This is a genomic window from Massilia sp. AB1, from assembly GCF_018119385.1.
Taxonomy (GTDB): Bacteria; Pseudomonadota; Gammaproteobacteria; order Burkholderiales; family Burkholderiaceae_D; genus Telluria.
This window is the reverse complement of the sequence record NZ_JAGKSG010000031.1, coordinates 1-17606: the sequence shown is the minus strand read 5'-3', so window position 1 is coordinate 17606 and position 17606 is coordinate 1. Positions and strand designations below refer to the sequence as shown.

13 protein-coding genes are annotated in these 17606 nt (G+C 65.9%); 4 read left to right on the top strand and 9 right to left on the bottom strand.

What is annotated here, in order from left to right:
- Positions 1-39 precede the first annotated feature (39 nt).
- The 3 genes from J8847_RS17065 to J8847_RS17055 all read right to left on the bottom strand — a co-directional run bounded on the left by J8847_RS17065 (position 40) and on the right by J8847_RS17055 (position 5100).
- Positions 40-1722 carry a long-chain-fatty-acid--CoA ligase gene (locus J8847_RS17065; protein ID WP_211525905.1) on the bottom strand — a complete coding sequence of 561 codons (1683 nt, stop codon included), beginning with the start codon at positions 1720-1722 and terminating at the stop codon, positions 40-42.
- Positions 1723-1895: 173 nt separating this feature from the next.
- Entirely contained in the window at positions 1896-2972 is a 1077-nt protein-coding gene (locus J8847_RS17060; protein WP_211525948.1) for an aminopeptidase, read from the bottom strand.
- A 25-nt stretch (positions 2973-2997) separates the two neighbouring features.
- Positions 2998-5100 (bottom strand): molybdopterin-dependent oxidoreductase, encoded by a 2103-nt coding sequence (locus J8847_RS17055; RefSeq protein WP_211525904.1) that lies wholly within the window; start codon positions 5098-5100, stop codon positions 2998-3000.
- A 192-nt stretch (positions 5101-5292) separates the two neighbouring features.
- Between J8847_RS17055 and J8847_RS17050 the strand changes: the two genes are divergently transcribed.
- Complete coding sequence (locus J8847_RS17050) at positions 5293-6489, top strand: M20 aminoacylase family protein (protein WP_211525903.1); 1197 nt, start codon at positions 5293-5295, stop codon at positions 6487-6489.
- On the opposite strand, the gene J8847_RS17045 is transcribed toward J8847_RS17050, so the two are convergent.
- Positions 6481-7380, bottom strand: coding sequence for an NAD(P)-dependent oxidoreductase (locus J8847_RS17045; RefSeq protein ID WP_211525902.1), 900 nt, complete (start codon positions 7378-7380; stop codon positions 6481-6483). The genes J8847_RS17050 and J8847_RS17045 overlap by 9 nt on opposite strands.
- Positions 7380-8081: a suppressor of fused domain protein gene (locus J8847_RS17040; protein WP_211525901.1), complete on the bottom strand. Its 702-nt coding sequence runs from the start codon at positions 8079-8081 to the stop codon at positions 7380-7382. Before J8847_RS17040 ends, J8847_RS17045 begins: the two co-directional genes overlap by 1 nt.
- A gap of 150 nt (positions 8082-8231) precedes the next feature.
- Between J8847_RS17040 and J8847_RS17035 the strand changes: the two genes are divergently transcribed.
- Both J8847_RS17035 and J8847_RS17030 read left to right on the top strand, forming a co-directional pair.
- Positions 8232-8786: an acyloxyacyl hydrolase gene (locus tag J8847_RS17035; protein WP_229429466.1), complete on the top strand. Its 555-nt coding sequence runs from the start codon at positions 8232-8234 to the stop codon at positions 8784-8786.
- A 113-nt stretch (positions 8787-8899) separates the two neighbouring features.
- On the top strand, positions 8900-10345 hold the full coding sequence (locus J8847_RS17030; RefSeq protein ID WP_211525900.1) for a DHA2 family efflux MFS transporter permease subunit: 1446 nt from the start codon (positions 8900-8902) through the stop codon (positions 10343-10345).
- 12 nt (positions 10346-10357) lie between these two features.
- Here the strand turns inward: J8847_RS17030 and J8847_RS17025 are convergent, their stop codons facing one another.
- The 4 genes from J8847_RS17025 to J8847_RS17010 form a co-directional block, all read right to left on the bottom strand.
- Positions 10358-11092, bottom strand: coding sequence for a phosphatase PAP2 family protein (locus tag J8847_RS17025; RefSeq protein ID WP_229512954.1), 735 nt, complete (start codon positions 11090-11092; stop codon positions 10358-10360).
- Positions 11093-11126: 34 nt separating this feature from the next.
- Positions 11127-12758 carry a phosphoethanolamine transferase gene (locus J8847_RS17020; RefSeq protein WP_267876287.1) on the bottom strand — a complete coding sequence of 544 codons (1632 nt, stop codon included), beginning with the start codon at positions 12756-12758 and terminating at the stop codon, positions 11127-11129.
- Positions 12759-12860: 102 nt separating this feature from the next.
- Positions 12861-14102 carry a HAMP domain-containing sensor histidine kinase gene (locus tag J8847_RS17015; RefSeq protein WP_211525897.1) on the bottom strand — a complete coding sequence of 414 codons (1242 nt, stop codon included), beginning with the start codon at positions 14100-14102 and terminating at the stop codon, positions 12861-12863.
- On the bottom strand, positions 14089-14778 hold the full coding sequence (locus tag J8847_RS17010; protein WP_211525896.1) for a response regulator transcription factor: 690 nt from the start codon (positions 14776-14778) through the stop codon (positions 14089-14091). Before J8847_RS17010 ends, J8847_RS17015 begins: the two co-directional genes overlap by 14 nt.
- A gap of 205 nt (positions 14779-14983) precedes the next feature.
- Between J8847_RS17010 and J8847_RS17005 the strand changes: the two genes are divergently transcribed.
- Complete coding sequence (locus tag J8847_RS17005; RefSeq protein WP_211525895.1) at positions 14984-17278, top strand: isoamylase; 2295 nt, start codon at positions 14984-14986, stop codon at positions 17276-17278.
- The last annotated feature ends 328 nt before the right edge of the window (positions 17279-17606 follow it).

Below are 17606 nucleotides of genomic sequence, written 5' to 3'. Positions count from 1 at the left end.
GCCAGCCGAATGCCACCGCCGTGCTATTCGCGATGCGATTTACGCTGCCTGCTTCTCGTCCCTCAGCGCACGCCTCAGGATCTTGCCGACGTTCGTCTTGGGCAGCTCGTCGCGGAATTCGATGTACTTCGGCTTCTTGTAGCCGGTGAGCTGCTGCTTGCAGTAGTCCATCAGCTGCTCCACGGTGAGGTTCGGGTCCTTGCGCACCACGAACACCTTCACCGCCTCGCCCGAATGCGCGTCGGGCACGCCGATCACGGCGCATTCAAGCACGCCCGGATGGGCCGCGATCACGCCTTCCAGTTCGTTCGGGTAGACGTTGAAGCCCGACACCAGGATCATGTCCTTCTTGCGGTCGACGATCTTCACGTACCCGTTGTCATCCATCATACCCACGTCGCCGGTCTTGAAGAAACCGTCCGGCGTCATGACCTTGGCCGTCTCGTCCGGCCTGTTCCAGTAGCCCGCCATCACCTGCGGACCGCGAATCGCGATCTCGCCGACCTGGCCGTGGGCCAGCTCGCGGCCTTCGTCGTCCAGGATCGCGACCTCGGTCGACGACACCGGCAGGCCGATGGTGCCGGTGAATTCCGTCACGTCGCCGCGGTTCGCGGTCGCCAGCGGCGCGGTCTCCGACAGCCCGTAGGCTTCGGTGATGCCGGTGCCGGTAATGCTGCGCCACTTGTCGTTGACGACCTGCTGCACCGCCATCCCGCCGCCGACCGAGAACTTCAGCGACGAAAAATCGAGGTTGGCGAAGTCCGCGTTGTTCACCAGCGCGTTGTACAGCGTGTTCACCGCCGGGAACATGTGGAAGCGGTACTTGGCCAGCTCCTTCACGAAACCGGGGATGTCGCGCGGGTTCGGGATCAGCACCACCAGCGCGCCGCTGCGCATGCCCCACATCGCGCAGGCCGTCAGCGCGAAGATGTGGTACAGCGGCAGCGCGCAGATGGTCACCGGCTGCTCGTCCGGCGCCAGCCCCTGCAGTCCAGGCGCGGCCCAGGCTTCGGTCTGCAGCAGGTTGGCGATCACGTTGCGGTGCGTGAGCGTGGCGCCCTTCGACACGCCCGTGGTCCCGCCCGTGTACTGCAGGAAGGCCACGTCGTCCGACTTCAGCTCGGGCGCCTTGAACGGCATGCGGCTGCCCTGCGCCAGCGCTTCCTTGAAGCGCACCATGTTCGGCAGCGCGAAATCCGGCACCATCTTCTTGACGCTGCGCACCACGAAGTTGACCAGCACGCCCTTCACGCCGCCCAGCATCTCGCCCATGCTCGCCACCACCACGTGGCGCAACGGGGTCTTGCCCAGCACCTGCTGCACCGTGTGGGCGAAGTTCTCCAGCACGATGATCGCTTCGCTGCCCGAATCCTTGAGCTGGTGCTCGAGCTCGCGCGCCGTGTACAGCGGGTTCACATTGACCACGGTGTAGCCGGCGCGCAGGATCGCCGCGATGGCGATCGGGTACTGCAATACGTTCGGCATCATGATCGCCACCCGCGCGCCCGGGGCCATGCCCCGGCTTTGCAGCCAGGCCGCCAGTTTCTTCGAGTAGGCGTCCAGCTCGCGGTAGGTCATGAACTTGTCCATGCACACATACGCGTTGCGGTCAGCATAGGCGCTGAACGATTCTTCCAACAAATGCACCAGTGAACGGTATTGATCTGGATCAATCTCCGTAGGGACGCCCGGGGGATACGACTTGAGCCAAATTTTTTCCATCGGATGCCTCTGCCTCGAAATAGTTATCGTTGTGGTCGAGCGCCCTGGCTGGTGAGGCAGGCGCGCGTACGCGCGCATACCTTATGCCTTTGTTATCGCCGATGATGATGCTATCGGGCAGTGCTTTGATGCGCAAGCGCTTTCGGCGCGATTGGAACGGGTCCTCTATCTCTCTAACGCGCGCCGACCATGCTGCGCTGCACCACGAGCGGCGCCGGGGTGACGCTCGCGCCCAGGGTCTTCAGCACCCGGTGGCGGTCCGTCTTCTCCAGCTTGGCCAGCTGGTTGACAGCCTTGTAGAAGCCGCGCCAGCTCCTCTCGCGCTGCAGCAAAGCCCGGAAAGCGGGCACGAAATCGTTGTAGGTGGCGATCGAGGCCAGGTGGGCGTTCGACAGCGGCTCCTCGAAGAACTTGTCGTAGCCCGCATAGCCGCCCCAGCTCGCCTTGAGCACCTGGTAGTCGTCCTTCAGGGCCAGGAACAGGCGCGCCTTGGCCACCCGCTTCTCGCTATCCGGGACCATGCTCTTGTAAGTACGGTCCAGTTCGCCGCGATACTTGAGCAGCAGCGCCAGGAAGTCCTTCTTGCGCGCCGCATAGCGGTCGTAGGCTTCGCGCATCATGGGATTGCCGAAGCGTTCCAGCCAGCCTTCCACGCCCGCCTCCTCCACCGCGCTGGCGAAGGATTCGTTGAACTGCGAGTCGCCCGCCACATAGGTGACCTGGTGCGCCAGCTCATGGAAGAGCATGCGCGCCAGCTGGGCGTCCGGGTAGTTGATGAAGGTCGAGATCAAGGGGTCGCTGAACCATCCGAGCGTGGAATACGCGGCCACCCCGCCCACTTCGACGTCGTGGCCCTTGGCGCGCAAGTCCCTGGCGAAGGCCTGGGCTTCGGCCTTGCTGTAGTAGCCGCGGTAGTTCACGCAGCCGGCCACCGGGAAGCACCATTGCACGGGCTTGAGCGAGAGCTCGGGCGTGGCGACCACGTTCCACAGCACATAGGGACGCTTCAGGTGGGTGTAGTTGCTGTAGCTGCCATTGTCGGGCAGCTTCATTTCCTGGACCGCGTAGCGGCGGATCTGGCGCGCCGTCTCGAGGCGGTGGCGCAGCTTCACGCTGGTGCCGGGATCGGCGATCCAGTCGTCGATGGGACGCGAGTCGGTCAGCAGTTCGAGCTGACCTTGCGCGGCCTGGGAATAGTAGGAGAGGGATGAGCAGCTTGACAACATCAGGGCCGCGCAAGCGGCGGCCATCAGGGGCCGGAAGGCCTGGGAGAATCTAGACGGTTTCATCTCGCGTTGTTGATGCGGCCTTTTCGACCTGCACCAGGGTGTCGTAGAAAGTGGGCGCCCTGCCCATGTCGGTCAGACGCTGGCTGGTGACTTCATTGGCGTTCTTGCCATCGCTGGAAAGCTTCTTCCACCAGATGGACAAGCCCACCACCAGCCCTGGACGCGCCTTGTCGGTCACGCGTGCGCGGGCGACGAACGAGCCGCGGTCGTTATAGATGCGCGCCATATCCCCGTGCCCGATGCCGCGCGCGGCGGCATCCTCAGGGTGGATATCGAGGTGCGGCTCGCCCTCGGTAGCGCGCAGGCTCTGCACATTGACAAACGTTGAGTTGAGGAAGTTCCTCGCCGGTGGAGAGATCATCGCCAACGGATATTTCTCGGCAAGCTTCGGGTTGGAAGCGGCCGATTCATACGGAGCAATATAGGTCGGGAGCGGATCGAGTCCGTCCTTCGCCATGGTGCTCGAATAAAACTCGCACTTGCCTGACGGGGTCGGGAAGCCGCCTTCGGCGAACGGGGCGGCCGGCATGTTCAGTTTTTCCCAGCCCTTGCGCTTGAGCGATTCCCAGTCGAAGTGGATCGCGCGCACGTCCTTCTTGTTGAAGGCCTGGGCAGCGAGCTCGTCGTCGCTCTCCTTGAAGCAGGGATCGTCGAAGCCCATGCGCGCCGCCAGCAGGCGGAAGAATTCGGTGTTCGGCTTGGCCTCGCCCACCGGCGCCACGGCCGCGTTGTTGGCCATCATGTACAGGTGGCCATAGGCCAGGTGCGCATCGACGTGCTCGAGCTGGGTGGTGGCCGGCAGCAGGATGTCGGCGTAATCGGCGCTGTCGGTGCGGAAGTGTTCCAGCACCACCGTGAACAGGTCTTCGCGCTCGAAGCCCTGCTGCACCTTGGACGAATCCGGCGCGATCGCCAGCGGGTTGGCGTTGTAGACGATCACGGCTTCGATTTTGGGGCCGAACTCGGGCGAGGCCTGCTTGAGCAGGTCGTCGCCGATGGTGGTCATGTTGATCGTGCGCGGCATGCGGCCGTCCAGCAGGTCCGGGCGCTGCAGCGCCGCGCGGTCCGCCGGGAAGGTGCCCGAGGTCGACAGCTGGACGCCGCCGGCCGGATGGCGCCAGGCGCCCACCAGGGCCGGCAGGCAGGCGATGTTACGCACCGACATGCCGCCGCCGCGCACGCGCTGCAGGCCGTAGTTCATGCGGATCGCGGCCGCTTCGCCGCGCTTCGCGGTCTGGCCGTAGATGCGCGCCAGCTCCAGCACCTCTTCGACCGAGATGCCGCAGGTCTCGGCGGTGCGTTCCGGCGTCCATTCCGCGGCGCGCGCCTCGAGTTCCTCGAAGCCGAGGGTGTAGTTGGCGATGTAGTCGTGGTCGAGCAGGTCTTCCTTGATCAGCACGTGCATCATGCCCAGCGCCAGCGCGGCGTCGGTGCCCGGCAGCAGCGCGATGTGCTGGTGGCATTTCTCGGCCGTCAGCGAGCGGTAGGGGTCGATGGCGATCAGGGTCGCGCCGCGGCGCTTGGCTTCCTGGGCGCGCATCCAGAAGTGCAGGTTCGAGGCGATCGGGTTGCCGCCCCAGATCAGGATCAGTTTCGCGTTCTGGAATTCCTCGATGTCGGTGCCCATCGAGCCGCCGATGCTGTACTTGTAGCCGGTGGCGCCGGCCGTGGCGCAGATGGTGCGGTCGAGCAGCGAGGCGCCCAGCTTGTTGAAGAAGCGCAGCGACATCGAATCGCCCTGCACCAGGCCCATGGTGCCGGCATAGCTGTAGGGCAGGATGGCTTGCGGGTCGCGCGCGGCGATGTCCTTCAGGCGCGTGGCGATCTCGTCCATCGCCTGGTCCCAGCTGATGCGTTCGAACTTGCCCTCGCCCTTGCGGCCCACGCGGCGCATCGGATACAGCAGGCGGTCGGCGTGGTAGGTGCGGTCGACGTAGCGCGACACCTTGGTGCACAACACCCCGGCCGTGGTCGGATGCTCCGGATCGCCGCGCACCTCGGTCGCGACGCCGTCTTCGACGGTGACGAGCAGCGCGCAGGTATCGGGGCAATCGTGGGGGCAGGTCGCACGGACTTGGGTGGTGGTCATGTTCTTGTGATTTAGAAAACTGCGTATTAAAAACTGCTACGGACGGCGGGAAAACTGCGGGAAACCAATACTTTAAACGATTCCGGAGGCCTCTGTACCCTCCTCTATCAAGACTGTTTGAGGCAGGCTACAATAGTTCAAATCATGCAATGCAAACAAGACAAGCAGCATGACAAGACCAGGAGATCCCGAATGAAATTAGTGGAACCCATCCTTGCTTTCCAGACCGAGTTGCAGGCTATCCGCCGCGACCTGCACGCCCACCCGGAGCTGTGCTATGAAGAGGTGCGCACCGCCGACATGGTGGCCGAGCGCCTGACGGCCTGGGGCATTCCCATCGTGCGCGGGCTGGGGCTGACCGGCGTGGTCGGCATCATCAAGAACGGCACCTCGAACCGCGCCATCGGCCTGCGCGCCGACATGGATGCGCTGCCGATGCAGGAGCTGAACGGCTTCGCGCACGCCTCGACCAATCCGGGCAAGATGCACGCCTGCGGCCACGACGGCCACACCGCCATGCTGCTGGGCGCGGCCCACTACCTGGCGACCCACCGCAACTTCGATGGCACCGTGTACGTGATCTTCCAGCCGGCCGAGGAAGGCGGCGGCGGCGCCAGGCGCATGATGGACGACGGCCTGTTCGAGCAGTTCCCGATGGAAGCCGTGTACGGCATGCACAACTGGCCGGGCCTGGCCGAAGGCAGCTTCGGCGTGGTGGCCGGTCCGATGATGGCATCGAGTAACGAATTCCGCGTGGTGGTGCGCGGCAAGGGCGCACACGCGGCCCAGCCGCATCGCGCAATCGACCCGGTGATGGTGGCGGTGCAGATCGCCCAGAGCTGGCAGACGATCATCTCGCGCGAAAAGAACCCGCTGGAGACGGCGGTGCTGTCGATTACGCAAATCCATGCGGGCAGCGCCACCAATGTCATTCCGGACGAGGCCGAGCTGATCGGCACCGTGCGTACGTTCTCGACAGGCGTGCTCGACCTGATCGAACGGCGCATGAACGAGATCGCGGGCGGCGTGGCCGGGGGCTTCAATGCCAGCGTCGACTTCAGCTTCAAGCGTAACTATCCGCCGCTGGTGAACCATGCCGAGCAGACCGCGTTCGCGATCGAGGCCATGCGCGCGGTGGTGGGCCATGAGCGGGTCGACACCAATGTCGAGCCGACCATGGGAGCGGAGGACTTCGCCTTCATGCTGCAGGAAAAGCCGGGCTGCTATGTCTTCATCGGCAACGGCGAAGGCGAGCACCGCACGGGCGGACACGGGCTGGGGCCCTGCCAGCTGCACAACGGCAGCTACGACTTCAACGACAACCTGCTGCCGATCGGCGCCAGCTACTGGGTGCGGCTGGTGGAGATGAGCCTGCCGGCCTCAGCTTAAGCGGTCGGGCGCATCGCCCAGGCGCTGGCCCGGGTTCATGCGTTCCAGCGCGATCAGTGCGGCCGCATGGTCGGCCTGGGGCAGCTCGCCCGCGATCGTCTCGTACTGCCGCGTCACCAGCTCGGTGACCGGCAGCGCCAGCCCTGCCGCGCCCGCGGCGGCCAGCACATTGTGCAAGTCTTTCAGCTGGCTCTTCACCTGCCCGCCCGCAACAAAATTACGCTCGAGCATGCGCTGGCCATGCACTTCCAGGATGCGGCTGCCCGCGAAGCCGCCGCGGATCGCTTCGCGCACCTCGACCGGATCGGCGCCGGCGGCCTGCGCCAGCAGCAGCGCCTCGGCCACCACGTTCAGGGTCGCGCCGACGATCAGCTGGTTGCACAGCTTGGCCACTTGCCCGCTGCCCGCCGGGCCTACCAGGCGCGGCGTACCCATCGCGCGCAGCAGCGGCGCGGCCTCGTCGAAGTCCGCCTGGCTTCCGCCGGCCATGATGGCCAGCTGGCCGTTTTGCGCGCCGCCCACGCCGCCGGAAACCGGCGCGTCGAGGAAGCGGCAGCCCCGCGCCGCCAGGATCGCGTGGAAGTCCAGCGCCTCGTCCTGGCGGGTCGAGCTCATGTCGATCCACAGGCTGCCCGGCGCCAGGGCAGGCAGCGCCGCCGCCATCACTTCCCTGACGATGGGCCCCGCCTCCAGCATCGAGATCACGATGCGCGCGCCCGCAACGGCGTCGGGCAGCTTCGCGTGCGGCTCGGCGCCTTCCGCGCGCAAGGCCTCGGCCTTGGCGAATGTGCGGTTCCAGGCGCGCACCGGGTGGCCGGCCCGCGCCAGCCGCGCCGCCATCGGCCCGCCCATCAGGCCGATGCCCAGGAAAGCGATGACGGGGCGGTCCATCAGAACAGTCCCAGGAATTTCTTCTTGACCGTGTTGACCCGGTCCGGCACGACCACGTCGGTGACGTTCTTGTCGTTGAACTTGTCGAGCAGCTCGGCGAAGCCGCGGCGGCGCACCAGGTCCAACTCTTCGCGGTAGAGCGGCACCACGCAATGGAAATACACGTCCTTGCCGTCCACGTTCACGAAATGGAAGGGCTCGGGCGCCGACACCGGCGGCAGCAGGATCGCGCCTTCGAACTTGACGCCGGCCGTGTAGGGCTTGGCCGGGCTGCCGTTCGGCACCGTGTGGCCGAGGCCGATCCAGGTCGCGTGCTGGTGCGGATAATGGGCCAGGTGGCGCATCAGGGCCACCGGCCAGTACCAGCGCTCGTCCTTGACCGATTCCTCGTCCAGCTTCCAGTCGGGCGGCAGCGACATCATCAGCTCGCCGTAGGGCGGCGCGCCTTCCGGGGTGGTCATCGGGCGCTGGCTCATACCGGAGCTCACCAGGCGCAGGAAGGGATAGGCGGGACCGGCCGGAATCACGTGGATGTCGACCTGCACCGGATCGGCCACGGTGTCGTGGAAGACCATGGCGGGCGCGCCGAGGTGGGCGGCGATGTGCTCGGCAATGGGGTCGTGAGGCAGCACGGCGGCTTGCGTCTGGCGCTCCATGGGGGCGGCGAGCGGGTACAGGGGGGTGGTGCTGGGTTCGGCCATGTCGGACTCGGTTCAATGTGGTCGGCGGGCGCCTATGATACCCGCGCCGCCTAAGTTTGCGGGCTGTCAGCACGGGTTTGTTCACACTAGTACAATACCGCATCCCTGACTTATATTTAACAGTTCAGGCACCTATTTCGAAGGCATAACATGAAGATGATGAAAAATAGCGCCGTGGCGCTGGCGTTCGTCAGCACCGCCCTGTTCGCCCAGGCCGGCCACGCCGCCGACGGCTGGATCGATTCCGCCTCGGTCGAAGTCGGCAGCAAGTCGGAGCAGAAGATGGTCCGCTTCGCCCTGCAGTCGGACTGGAGCCGGCGCTGGTTCGCCTCCAACGGCCGCCACCTGTCGGGCTACTGGGACGCCAACCTGGCGCTCTGGCGCCTGGAGGCCTACCGCAACGTGCCGGGCCAGAAGAAAAACATCGCCGTGGCCGGCTTCACCCCGGTGTTCCGCTACCAGGCCGACGACAAGCTGGGCTGGTATGCCGAGGCCGGCATCGGCGTGAGCCTGCTGTCGGACCTGTACAAGAACGAGGACAAGGAACTCTCGACCGCCTTCCAGTTCGCCGACCATCTGGGCGTGGGCTACACCACCGCCAAGTGGGACCTGGGCCTGCGCTTCCAGCACTACTCGAACGGCAGCATCAAGAGCCCGAACGCCGGCGCCAACTGGCTGGTCGCGCGCGCGGCCTGGCGCTTCTAAGACTGTGCACGCACCGGGCTCGCTGGCGCGGGCCCGGTGCGCGGACTTACTTCGATTTGTGACACAATCGGCCGGAGCGCCCGCCGCGGCGTGCATCCCTGCCCGAGGCCCGATTGACCCCATCCAGCAACACCTTCAAGCGCTACCTTCCGTGGCTCGTCGCCACTGCCCTGTTCATGGAGCAGCTCGACGCCACCATCGTCAATACAGCCATTCCCAGCATCGCGGCCAGCCTCGGCGTGACCCCGCTCAGCCTCAAGTCCGTGGTCACCAGCTACATCCTCGGCCTGGCCGTGGGCATCCCGGTCAGCGGCTGGATGGCCGACCGCTTCGGCACGCGGCGCGTGTTCTTCACCGCGATCGCGATCTTCACCCTGGCCTCGGTGCTGTGCGGGCTGTCGCTGAACGCCGGCATGATGACCGCCGCGCGCCTGCTGCAAGGCCTGGGCGGGGCGATGATGATGCCGGTCGGGCGCCTGGCCATCGTGCGCACCTTCCCCAAGAACGAGCTGCTGGGGGCGATGAATTTCGTGATCATCCCGGCCCTGATCGGTCCCCTGCTCGGGCCGACGGTGGGCGGCCTGATCGTGCACTGGACCACGTGGCGCGTGATCTTCTTCGTCAACGTGCCGGTCGGCCTGCTGGCGCTCTGGTTCGTGTGGCGCCACATGCCGGACTACGCGGCCGATGAACGCCGGCCGCTGGACGTCATCGGGCTGATCCTGTTCAGCAGCGGCACCGCCATCCTGTCCTGGCTGCTGGAAGTGTTCGGCGAACATACGCTGGCGCCGCTCACGGCCGGCCTGCTGTTCGCGCTCTCGGCGGCCCTGCTGGCCGCCTACGCCTGGCACGCCAGCCGCACCAAGCACCCGCTGCTGCGCCTGGCTTTGCTGAAAGTGCGCACCTTCCGCATCGCGGTACTGGGCGGCTTCGTCACGCGGCTCGGCGTGGGCGGCCTGCCCTTCCTGCTGCCGCTGCTGTACCAGCTCGGCCTGGGCCTGCCGGCCTGGCAATCGGGCCTGCTGATGATGCCCGCCGCGGCCGCCGCGATGGGCATGAAGCTGTTCGCGTCCAAGCTGCTGGGACGCTTCGGCTACCGCCAGGTGCTGGTGGTGAACACGGTCTGCATCGGCATCACCATCGCCCTGTTCACCCTGGTGGGAACGGGCACGCCGCTCTATGCGATCGTGGCCATCAGCCTGATGCAGGGCTTCTTCAATTCGCTGCAGTTCTCCAGCATGAATACCCTGGCCTACGCCGATATCGAGCCGCAGGATTCGAGCATGGCCAGCACCATCTCCAGCTCCTTCCAGCAGCTGTCGATGAGCTTCGGCCTGGCGGCCGGCTCGATCGTGACCGCCTGGTTCCTGGGCGGCGTACCGCAGACCGATCACGTCCAGGTGACGCGCGCGCTGCACCACGGCTTCGCGACCCTGGCGCTGCTGACGGTGATCTCGGCCTTCGTGTTCTGGCGCCTGCGGCGCGACGACGGCGACAGCATCAGCCGCGGCCACGCGATGGCCAAGGAAGCGGCTCCGGTGACAGCGACGACAGAGTAAGCGGCACGCGTTTCACCCCGCCCTTTCGGCAGGCAGTGCGTCCGGGATGGTCTCCGCGTTACGCCGCCTTGCCCGCTGCGCGTACAGCACCAGCGCGAACACGATGGCGGAGGCGATCCACATCGACCACAGGGTATGGGTCAGGAAGTGCGCGCCGCGCAGCTGCTGCATCCAGCCGACCGCGAAGCCCGCCGCCAGCGAGAACACGGCCGCCAGCATCGCCTTGCGCGGCGAGCCGGGCAGCCAGAGCACGAGGACCGAAACCAGCCACAGCGCACTGGAGGCGTGACCGGCGGGCAGGCAATGGCCGGCCGACGCGCCGAGCGGCAAGGCTTCGAAGATGCGCACATAGGGTTCCGCGCCGCCATAGCGGGCCAGGTCCCAGGGACAGTGGGCGATGCTCCGCGACTTGAGCAGGCTGGTGACGAGCGGCACCAGTACCGCCGACAGGGCGACGATGCGCAGGCGCAGGCGCTGCACATGGTCCAGGCGCTCGCGCGGCCAGGCCGCATCCGCGATCGCGGCGGCGATCACGAAGGAAGCCATTACCGTCAGCACCGTCTTGAGGATGCGGTGGTTGAAGGTATCGGCCAGCCAGGCATCGCGCCAGGGAAAGACGCCGTGCAGGCGGTCGAACATGGCGTCGGCCAGGCGCAGGTCGACGTCGGTCCAGCTTCCGAGCCAGTAGATGAGCAGCGCACAGGCGGCCAGGCCCAGGGCGATGCGCCGGGTGGCTGCGCTGCTCAACAACTGATTGGATCCGAACCGTTCGCGCCGCGCCTCAGGAACCGCGGACACAGGCATGGAACAGGTCCAGCTTGGGATTGAGCACCGCCGTGTTCACGTCGAGCATGCCGAGCACCGAATGGAACACGTTGTCGTGCGAGAGCGGCTGCTGGCGCCGCGCCGCCAGGCAGGTGCGGTCGATTCCGAAGCGTTCGCTGAAGCGGTCCGACATCCACAACATCATCGGCACGTGGGTCTGCTCGCTCGGCGCGAACAAATAGGGCGCGCCGTGCAGGTACATATTGCCTTCGCCGAGCGACTCGCCGTGGTCGGAGAAGTACAGCATCGCCGTGTCCACGCCATCGAGGCCGCGCAGCAGGTCGATGGTCCTGGCGAGGAAGGTGTCGGTGTACAGGATGGTGTTGTCGTAGGCGTCGATGATGGACTCGCGCGAGCACTTCTCGAATTCGCTGGTGTCGCACACCGGGCCGAAGCGGCCGAAGCCCTGCGGATAGCGCTTGGCGTAGGCCGGGCCGTGGCTGCCCTTCTGGTGCAGCACGACGACGACATCGCGGCTGCTGTCCCTCACCAGCTGCGGCAGTTCCTCGAGCAGGCGCTCGTCGTAGCACTCGTCGCCCGCGCAATGGGCCGAGCCGGGCTTGGGAGCCGACAGGTCGCGGAACTCGACGCGGTCACAGGCGCCCTTGCAGCCGGAATTGTTGTCGAGCCAGACCACGCGGAAGCCCGCATGCGCCAGCACGTCCAGCAGCCCTTCCTGGTGATAGGCCTTGTCGCCGTCGTAGCGCTCGCGTCCCAGCGCCGAGAACACGCAGGGGACCGACACCGCCGTCGCGGTGCCGCAGGACCGCACATTGGCGAAGTTGATCAGGCCGGACTCGCGCGCCAGCCTGGGATTGGTGTCGCGGGCATAGCCGTTGAGCGAGAAGTTCTGGGCGCGCGCCGTTTCGCCGACCACGATGACGGTGACGGTCTTGCGGGCCTGCCCGGCCCAGGCGTTGCCCTTGACGGCGTCGCGGCCAAGCGGCGCGATGGCGACCAGCGAGCGCCATTTGTTGCGCAGGTAGCCGTGCAGGGCCTGGATATAGTTGGTCGGCGTGAGCAGGTAGCGCAGCTCGCGGTGCTCGCGCAGCGCCGGCGCCAGGCTCTTGAAGAACAGGACCAGCAGCAGGGCGGCCAGGGCCAGCGAGCCGGCGGCGATGCCGGAGCGGCGCAGCACGCCGCGCAAGCCCTGGGGGAACTGGATGCGGGCGCGCGCCACGAACAGCGAAGGCAGCACGCCGAAGGCCATGACCGACAGCACCATCCTCCAGTTGAGCAGCTCGCTCGCTTCGTGCACGTCGGTCTCGAACACGTTCTGGATCATGGCCTTGTCGATCACGATGCCGTATTCGTGGATGAAGTAGCTGGCGCAGGATGCGCTCAAGAGGATCGCGATCAGGACCGGCTTGGCGACGAAGCGGAAGCTCGCCAGGGTCAGCAGCGCGTTGAAGAACAGGACCACGATCACGAAGGCGCCGAGCAGGAGCGGCAGGTGCGCCGGCGTCAGCCCGCCCGCGGCGCGGATGAAGGTGGACCAGAAATCGATATTGCCTGCGGTCGCGAGCAGCAGCGACATCGTCAGGATGAGCATGGGTGCGCTGATGCGCGGAGAGATGACCTTGTCCAAGTATTACCACCGTGAAGCACGGACAGCCAGGTGCGGCCGCCTTACCTTTGCACGATAGCGGGATGCTCGTCAGTGCCGCGTCAACGCGGCGTTAAGTTTGCGTTAAATGCGCTGCGTTAAATCGGGTGAAAAGCTGATCGTGAAGCGGCTCCCGCCGCCGGGGCGGTCTTCGTAGTGGAAGCCGGCGTGGAGGTAGTCGCAGATGCGGCGCGCGAGCGCCAGGCCCAGGCCCGTTCCCGATGAGCCGGTGGAGCGCACGGCCGGGCCCTTGCCCAGGGTGGCCCGCACGGCTTCGGGTAGGCCGGGGCCGGTGTCCTCGACGACGATCTGGCCCGGCCCCAGCTTGACCGACACCTCGCCGTGCTCGGTGTACTGGCAGGCGTTGCGCACCAGGTTGCCGATCGCCGCCGCGCACAGCTCGCGCGGGGCCCGCACGCTGAAGGCTGCACCATCGAGGTAGCGCAGCGTGACCGGCTTGTGCTCCACCAGGTGGCGGTAGCGTTCGACTTCGTCGCCGGCGATGTCATGGACGTCGACCGGCGGCTGGGCCTTGAGCTCGGGCGCGCGCGCCAGCATCAAGAGCACGGTCACGCACTCCGCCGCCTCTTGCGCGGCGCGGTAGATGCGTTCGGCGGGCGCACGCACGGCGGGGGCGTGGGACTCGTCCATCAAGATCTCGGCGGCGCCCATGATGACGGTCAGGGGACTGCGCAGCTCGTGGCTGACGTCGCCGGTGAAGTAGCGTTCGCGGTCGAGGACTTCGCGCAGTTCGCGGGTGTGGGTTTCGAGGGCGCGCGCCAGCACGCCCAGTTCGTCCTGGCGGCCGGTGAGCTGGACCGGCTGGCGCTCGGCGCCGACCGAATCGGCCAGCTGCCGGATCGGCGTCACGACGCGGGTGCCGAGGAAGCGCCCGAGCATCGCCGCGAACAGCAGGAAGCCGCCGAAGCACACCGCGTACATGGAATATACGACCCGCTCGATCTTGTCGTAGTCGCTCTCGTGGTCGACCAGGACCCAGCGTCCGAGCGCATCCTGGCCCGCCAGCACGTGCAGGCGCGTGCTCTCGACGTCGATCTTGTGCACGCCGTCGCCCAGGTCCCTGAGCGGCGCGGGAATGGCCTCGTTGCGGTGGAAGCGCAGGCCGGCCGGCATGTCCACGCCCAGCCCGGCGGCCTGGCGCGGCGCGGCCCATGCGGCGGCCGCGGCGAGCCGGTTGTCCACCAGCTGCACTTCGATGCCCTCGACGGCGATGGCGGCGATCACGCCGAACAGCACCGTCGACACGAGCCCGAACAGGAGGAAGGCGACGACGATACGCCGCCTGAGCGATTCAGCGCGCGCCATCTTGCCCCACCAGTTTGTAGCCGACGCCGGCCACCGTGTGCAGCATCGGGAAGGCGAACGGCTTGTCGATCGCCTGGCGCAGCGCGTGGATATGGGTGCGCAGTGCGTCGCTGTCGGGGCGGTCCTCGCCCCATACCGCATGCTCGAGCGCTTCGCGGGTGACGATGCGCGGCGCGGCGGCGATCAGGGTGCGCAGCAGGATGTAGCCGGTCTTGGTGAGCGTGACGGGCACGCCGGCGCGACTGGCTTCCTGGGTGTCGGGGTCGTAGCTGAGCTCACCGAAACGCAGCGTGCTGTTGACGCTATGGGCGCCGGCGGAACGGCGCACCAGGGCCTTCAGGCGCACCTCGAGTTCGACCAGCGAGAAGGGTTTGACCAGGTAGTCGTCGGCGCCGCTGTCGAAGCCCGCCACCTTGTCCGGCAGGCTGTCGCGCGCGGTCAGCATCAGGACGGGCGTGGCCTTGCCCAGTTCCGCGCGCAGCTTCTGGCACAGTTCCAGGCCGTTCAGGCCGGGCAGCATGACGTCCAGGATGATTACGTCGTAGTCGTTCTCCGAAGCCAGGGCCAGGCCGCCGTAGCCGTTGCGGGCGGAATCGAGTACGTGCCCCTTGGGCTCGAAAAAGCCGTACAGGTTGGCCAGGATGTCGGGATGGTCTTCGACGATGAGGATGCGCATCGGCCTATTGTATCCCTCCTGTCCGCCCGGGGTGTCCGAGCCGCCGCTGAGTCGACCCGGCCGTAGGAAAACTACGATTACACGATTGACTTGATGCAAATAGGGTAGTAGCGTTGGCCCTGTGTATTGATGAGCTTCCCGGCAGAGGTAGCGAAAGTACAAAGCAAGCCCCATAGAGGGCATCGACAACTTACGGAGACAAGATATGCAATTGCAACGCACATTGCTGGCTGCGCTATGCGCCGGCGCATTGCTCGGCGCACCCGCCTGGGCCGCCATCAACCCGAATGCGCTGGGCGCCGCCTACGACGCCACCAAGGCCAACGTCAGCTTCAAGGTCTATTCGAGCAAGGCCACGCGGATCGAGCTTTACCTGTACAGCACCGCCACCGGCACTGCGGAAAAAGCGCGCTACGTGATGACCAACTCGAACGGCGTCTGGAGCGTGACGATTCCGACATCGACCCTGAGCGCACAAGGCCTGTCGGGCACCCTGTACTACGGCTACCGCGCCTGGGGCCCGAACTGGCCGTACAACAGCAGCTGGACCAAAGGGTCGAGCCTGGGCTTTATCACCGACGTCGACGCCGCCGGCAACCGCTTCAACCCGAACAAGCTGCTGACCGACCCATACGCGCTCGAGCTGAGTCACGATCCGACCACGCCGACCATGACCAACGGGACGATCTACGCCAGCGGCGCCACCTACCGCAACATCGACAGCGGTTCGTCCGCGCCGAAAGGGATCGTGCTGGCGGGCGACACCCAATCCATCGGCGTCAAGCCGACCCGCGCGCTCAAGGACGATGTGGTCTACGAGGCCCATGTGCGCGGCCTGACCATGAACGACACCAGCATCGCCAGCGCCTATCGCGGCACCTACAAGGGCGCCGGACTGAAGGCGGCCTACCTGGCGAGCCTGGGCGTCACCGCGGTCGAATTCCTGCCGCTGCAGGAAACCCAGAACGACACCAACGACAACGATCCGACCAGCACGAACGGCGACAACTACTGGGGTTACATGACCCTCGCCTACTTCGCACCGGACCGCCGCTACGCCTACGACAAGTCGCCGGGCGGGCCGACCCGCGAGTTCAAGGAAATGGTGAAGGCCTTCCACGACAACGGCATCAAGGTGCTGATCGATGTGGTGTACAACCACACGGGCGAAGGCGGAGCGTGGTCATCGACTGACAAGACGACCTACAACCTGTACGGCATGCGCGGCCTGGACAACCCGACCTATTACAGCCTGACCTCGGACATGCAGAACTCCTGGGACAACACGGGCGTGGGCGGCAACTACAACACGCGCAACACGATCGCCCAGAACCTGATCGTCGACTCGCTCGCCTACTGGCGCGACAAGCTGGGCGTCGACGGCTATCGCTTCGACCTGGCTTCGGTGCTGGGCAACACCTGCCAGCACGGCTGCTTCAACTTCGACAAGATGGATGCCGGCAATGCGCTCAACCGCATCGTGGCCGAGCTGCCGCCGCGGCCGGCAGCTGGTGGTACCGGCGTGGATCTGATCGCGGAACCGTGGGCGATCGGCGGCAACTCCTATCAGGTGGGCGGCTTCCCGAGCGGCTGGGCGGAGTGGAACGGCGCCTACCGTGACGTCGTGCGTCAGGCGCAGAACAAGCTGGGCAGCGTGGCGATCACCACCGGACAGATGGCGACGCGCTTTTCCGGGTCGAGCGACCTGTATGGGGATGACGGCCGCAAGCCCTGGCACTCGGTGAACTTCATCACCGCGCATGACGGCTTCACGCTGAAGGACCTGTACAGCTGCAACAGCAAGAACAATAACCAGGCGTGGCCGTATGGCCCGAGCGATGGCGGCGAGGACAACAACAACAGCTGGGACCAGGGAGGTATCGCAGCCGACCAACGCAAGGCGGCGCGCAACGGCATGGCGCTGATGATGCTGTCAGCCGGCGTGCCGATGATCGTCGGCGGGGATGAGGCGCTACGCAGCATCAACTGCAACAACAATCCCTACAACCTGGACTCTTCTGCGAACTGGCTGGGATATACCCGCACCACGGACCAGAACAACTTCCAGTCCTTCAGCAAGGCGATGATCGCCTTCCGCAAAGCCCATCCGGCGCTGCGACCGACGAACTTCTATTCGAGCGTGGACAACAACGGCAACGTGATGGAGCAGCTGCGCTGGTTCAAGCCGGATGGCGGGGTGGCGGATGCGGCTTACTTCGACAATTCGGCGAATCATGCGATTGCGTGGCGCATCGATGGATCGGAGTTTGGGGATTCGGCGTCGGCGATCTATGTGGCGCATAACGCGTGGAGTGCAGCGGTGAACTTCGTGCTGCCGTGGCCGGGGACGGGCAAGACCTGGTATCGGGTGACGGATACCTGTACCTGGGCGGAAGGTGCTTCGCAGGTGCGGGCGCCGGGGGCTGAGGATCTGATTGGCGGGGAGTACACGAATTACAGCGTGTGTGGCCGGGGTACGCTGCTGCTGATCGCTAAGTAACATGGCGAAGTAGAACAGCCCCGTGGCGCGAGCCACGGGGCTGTTTGTTTTTGTGGGGTGGCGGCGTGAGTCGTGTGGTGGCCAAAGGAGCTATTCGGTCTGCACGCTCTGTGAACTTGGGTTCCGGCCTCCGCCGGAACGACGGTCTTAAGGATGCAGGTCGAAATCGGTCCGCGTATAGCGCACACACCTTCAGCACGTCGTTCCCGCGGAGGCCGGAACAATGCCACTGGCATTGTTCCGTCCAAGTTCGTCGCATCCCAATAGCACTTTTATCGACCACAAAAGCAAAAAACCCCACCCGAGATCACTCGAGTGGGGTTCTGCT

What these genes read in the sequence shown, in the direction of transcription:
- J8847_RS17065 (WP_211525905.1), bottom strand. Translation starts at nt 1,722, where the DNA reads ATGGAAAAAATTTGGCTCAAGTCGTATCCCCCGGGCGTCCCTACGGAG.
- J8847_RS17060 (WP_211525948.1), bottom strand. Translation starts at nt 2,972, where the DNA reads ATGGCCGCCGCTTGCGCGGCCCTGATGTTGTCAAGCTGCTCATCCCTC.
- J8847_RS17055 (WP_211525904.1), bottom strand. Translation starts at nt 5,100, where the DNA reads ATGACCACCACCCAAGTCCGTGCGACCTGCCCCCACGATTGCCCCGAT.
- J8847_RS17050 (WP_211525903.1), top strand. Translation starts at nt 5,293, where the DNA reads ATGAAATTAGTGGAACCCATCCTTGCTTTCCAGACCGAGTTGCAGGCT.
- J8847_RS17045 (WP_211525902.1), bottom strand. Translation starts at nt 7,380, where the DNA reads ATGGACCGCCCCGTCATCGCTTTCCTGGGCATCGGCCTGATGGGCGGG.
- J8847_RS17040 (WP_211525901.1), bottom strand. Translation starts at nt 8,081, where the DNA reads ATGGCCGAACCCAGCACCACCCCCCTGTACCCGCTCGCCGCCCCCATG.
- J8847_RS17035 (WP_229429466.1), top strand. Translation starts at nt 8,232, where the DNA reads ATGAAGATGATGAAAAATAGCGCCGTGGCGCTGGCGTTCGTCAGCACC.
- J8847_RS17015 (WP_211525897.1), bottom strand. Translation starts at nt 14,102, where the DNA reads ATGGCGCGCGCTGAATCGCTCAGGCGGCGTATCGTCGTCGCCTTCCTC.
- J8847_RS17010 (WP_211525896.1), bottom strand. Translation starts at nt 14,778, where the DNA reads ATGCGCATCCTCATCGTCGAAGACCATCCCGACATCCTGGCCAACCTG.
- J8847_RS17005 (WP_211525895.1), top strand. Translation starts at nt 14,984, where the DNA reads ATGCAATTGCAACGCACATTGCTGGCTGCGCTATGCGCCGGCGCATTG.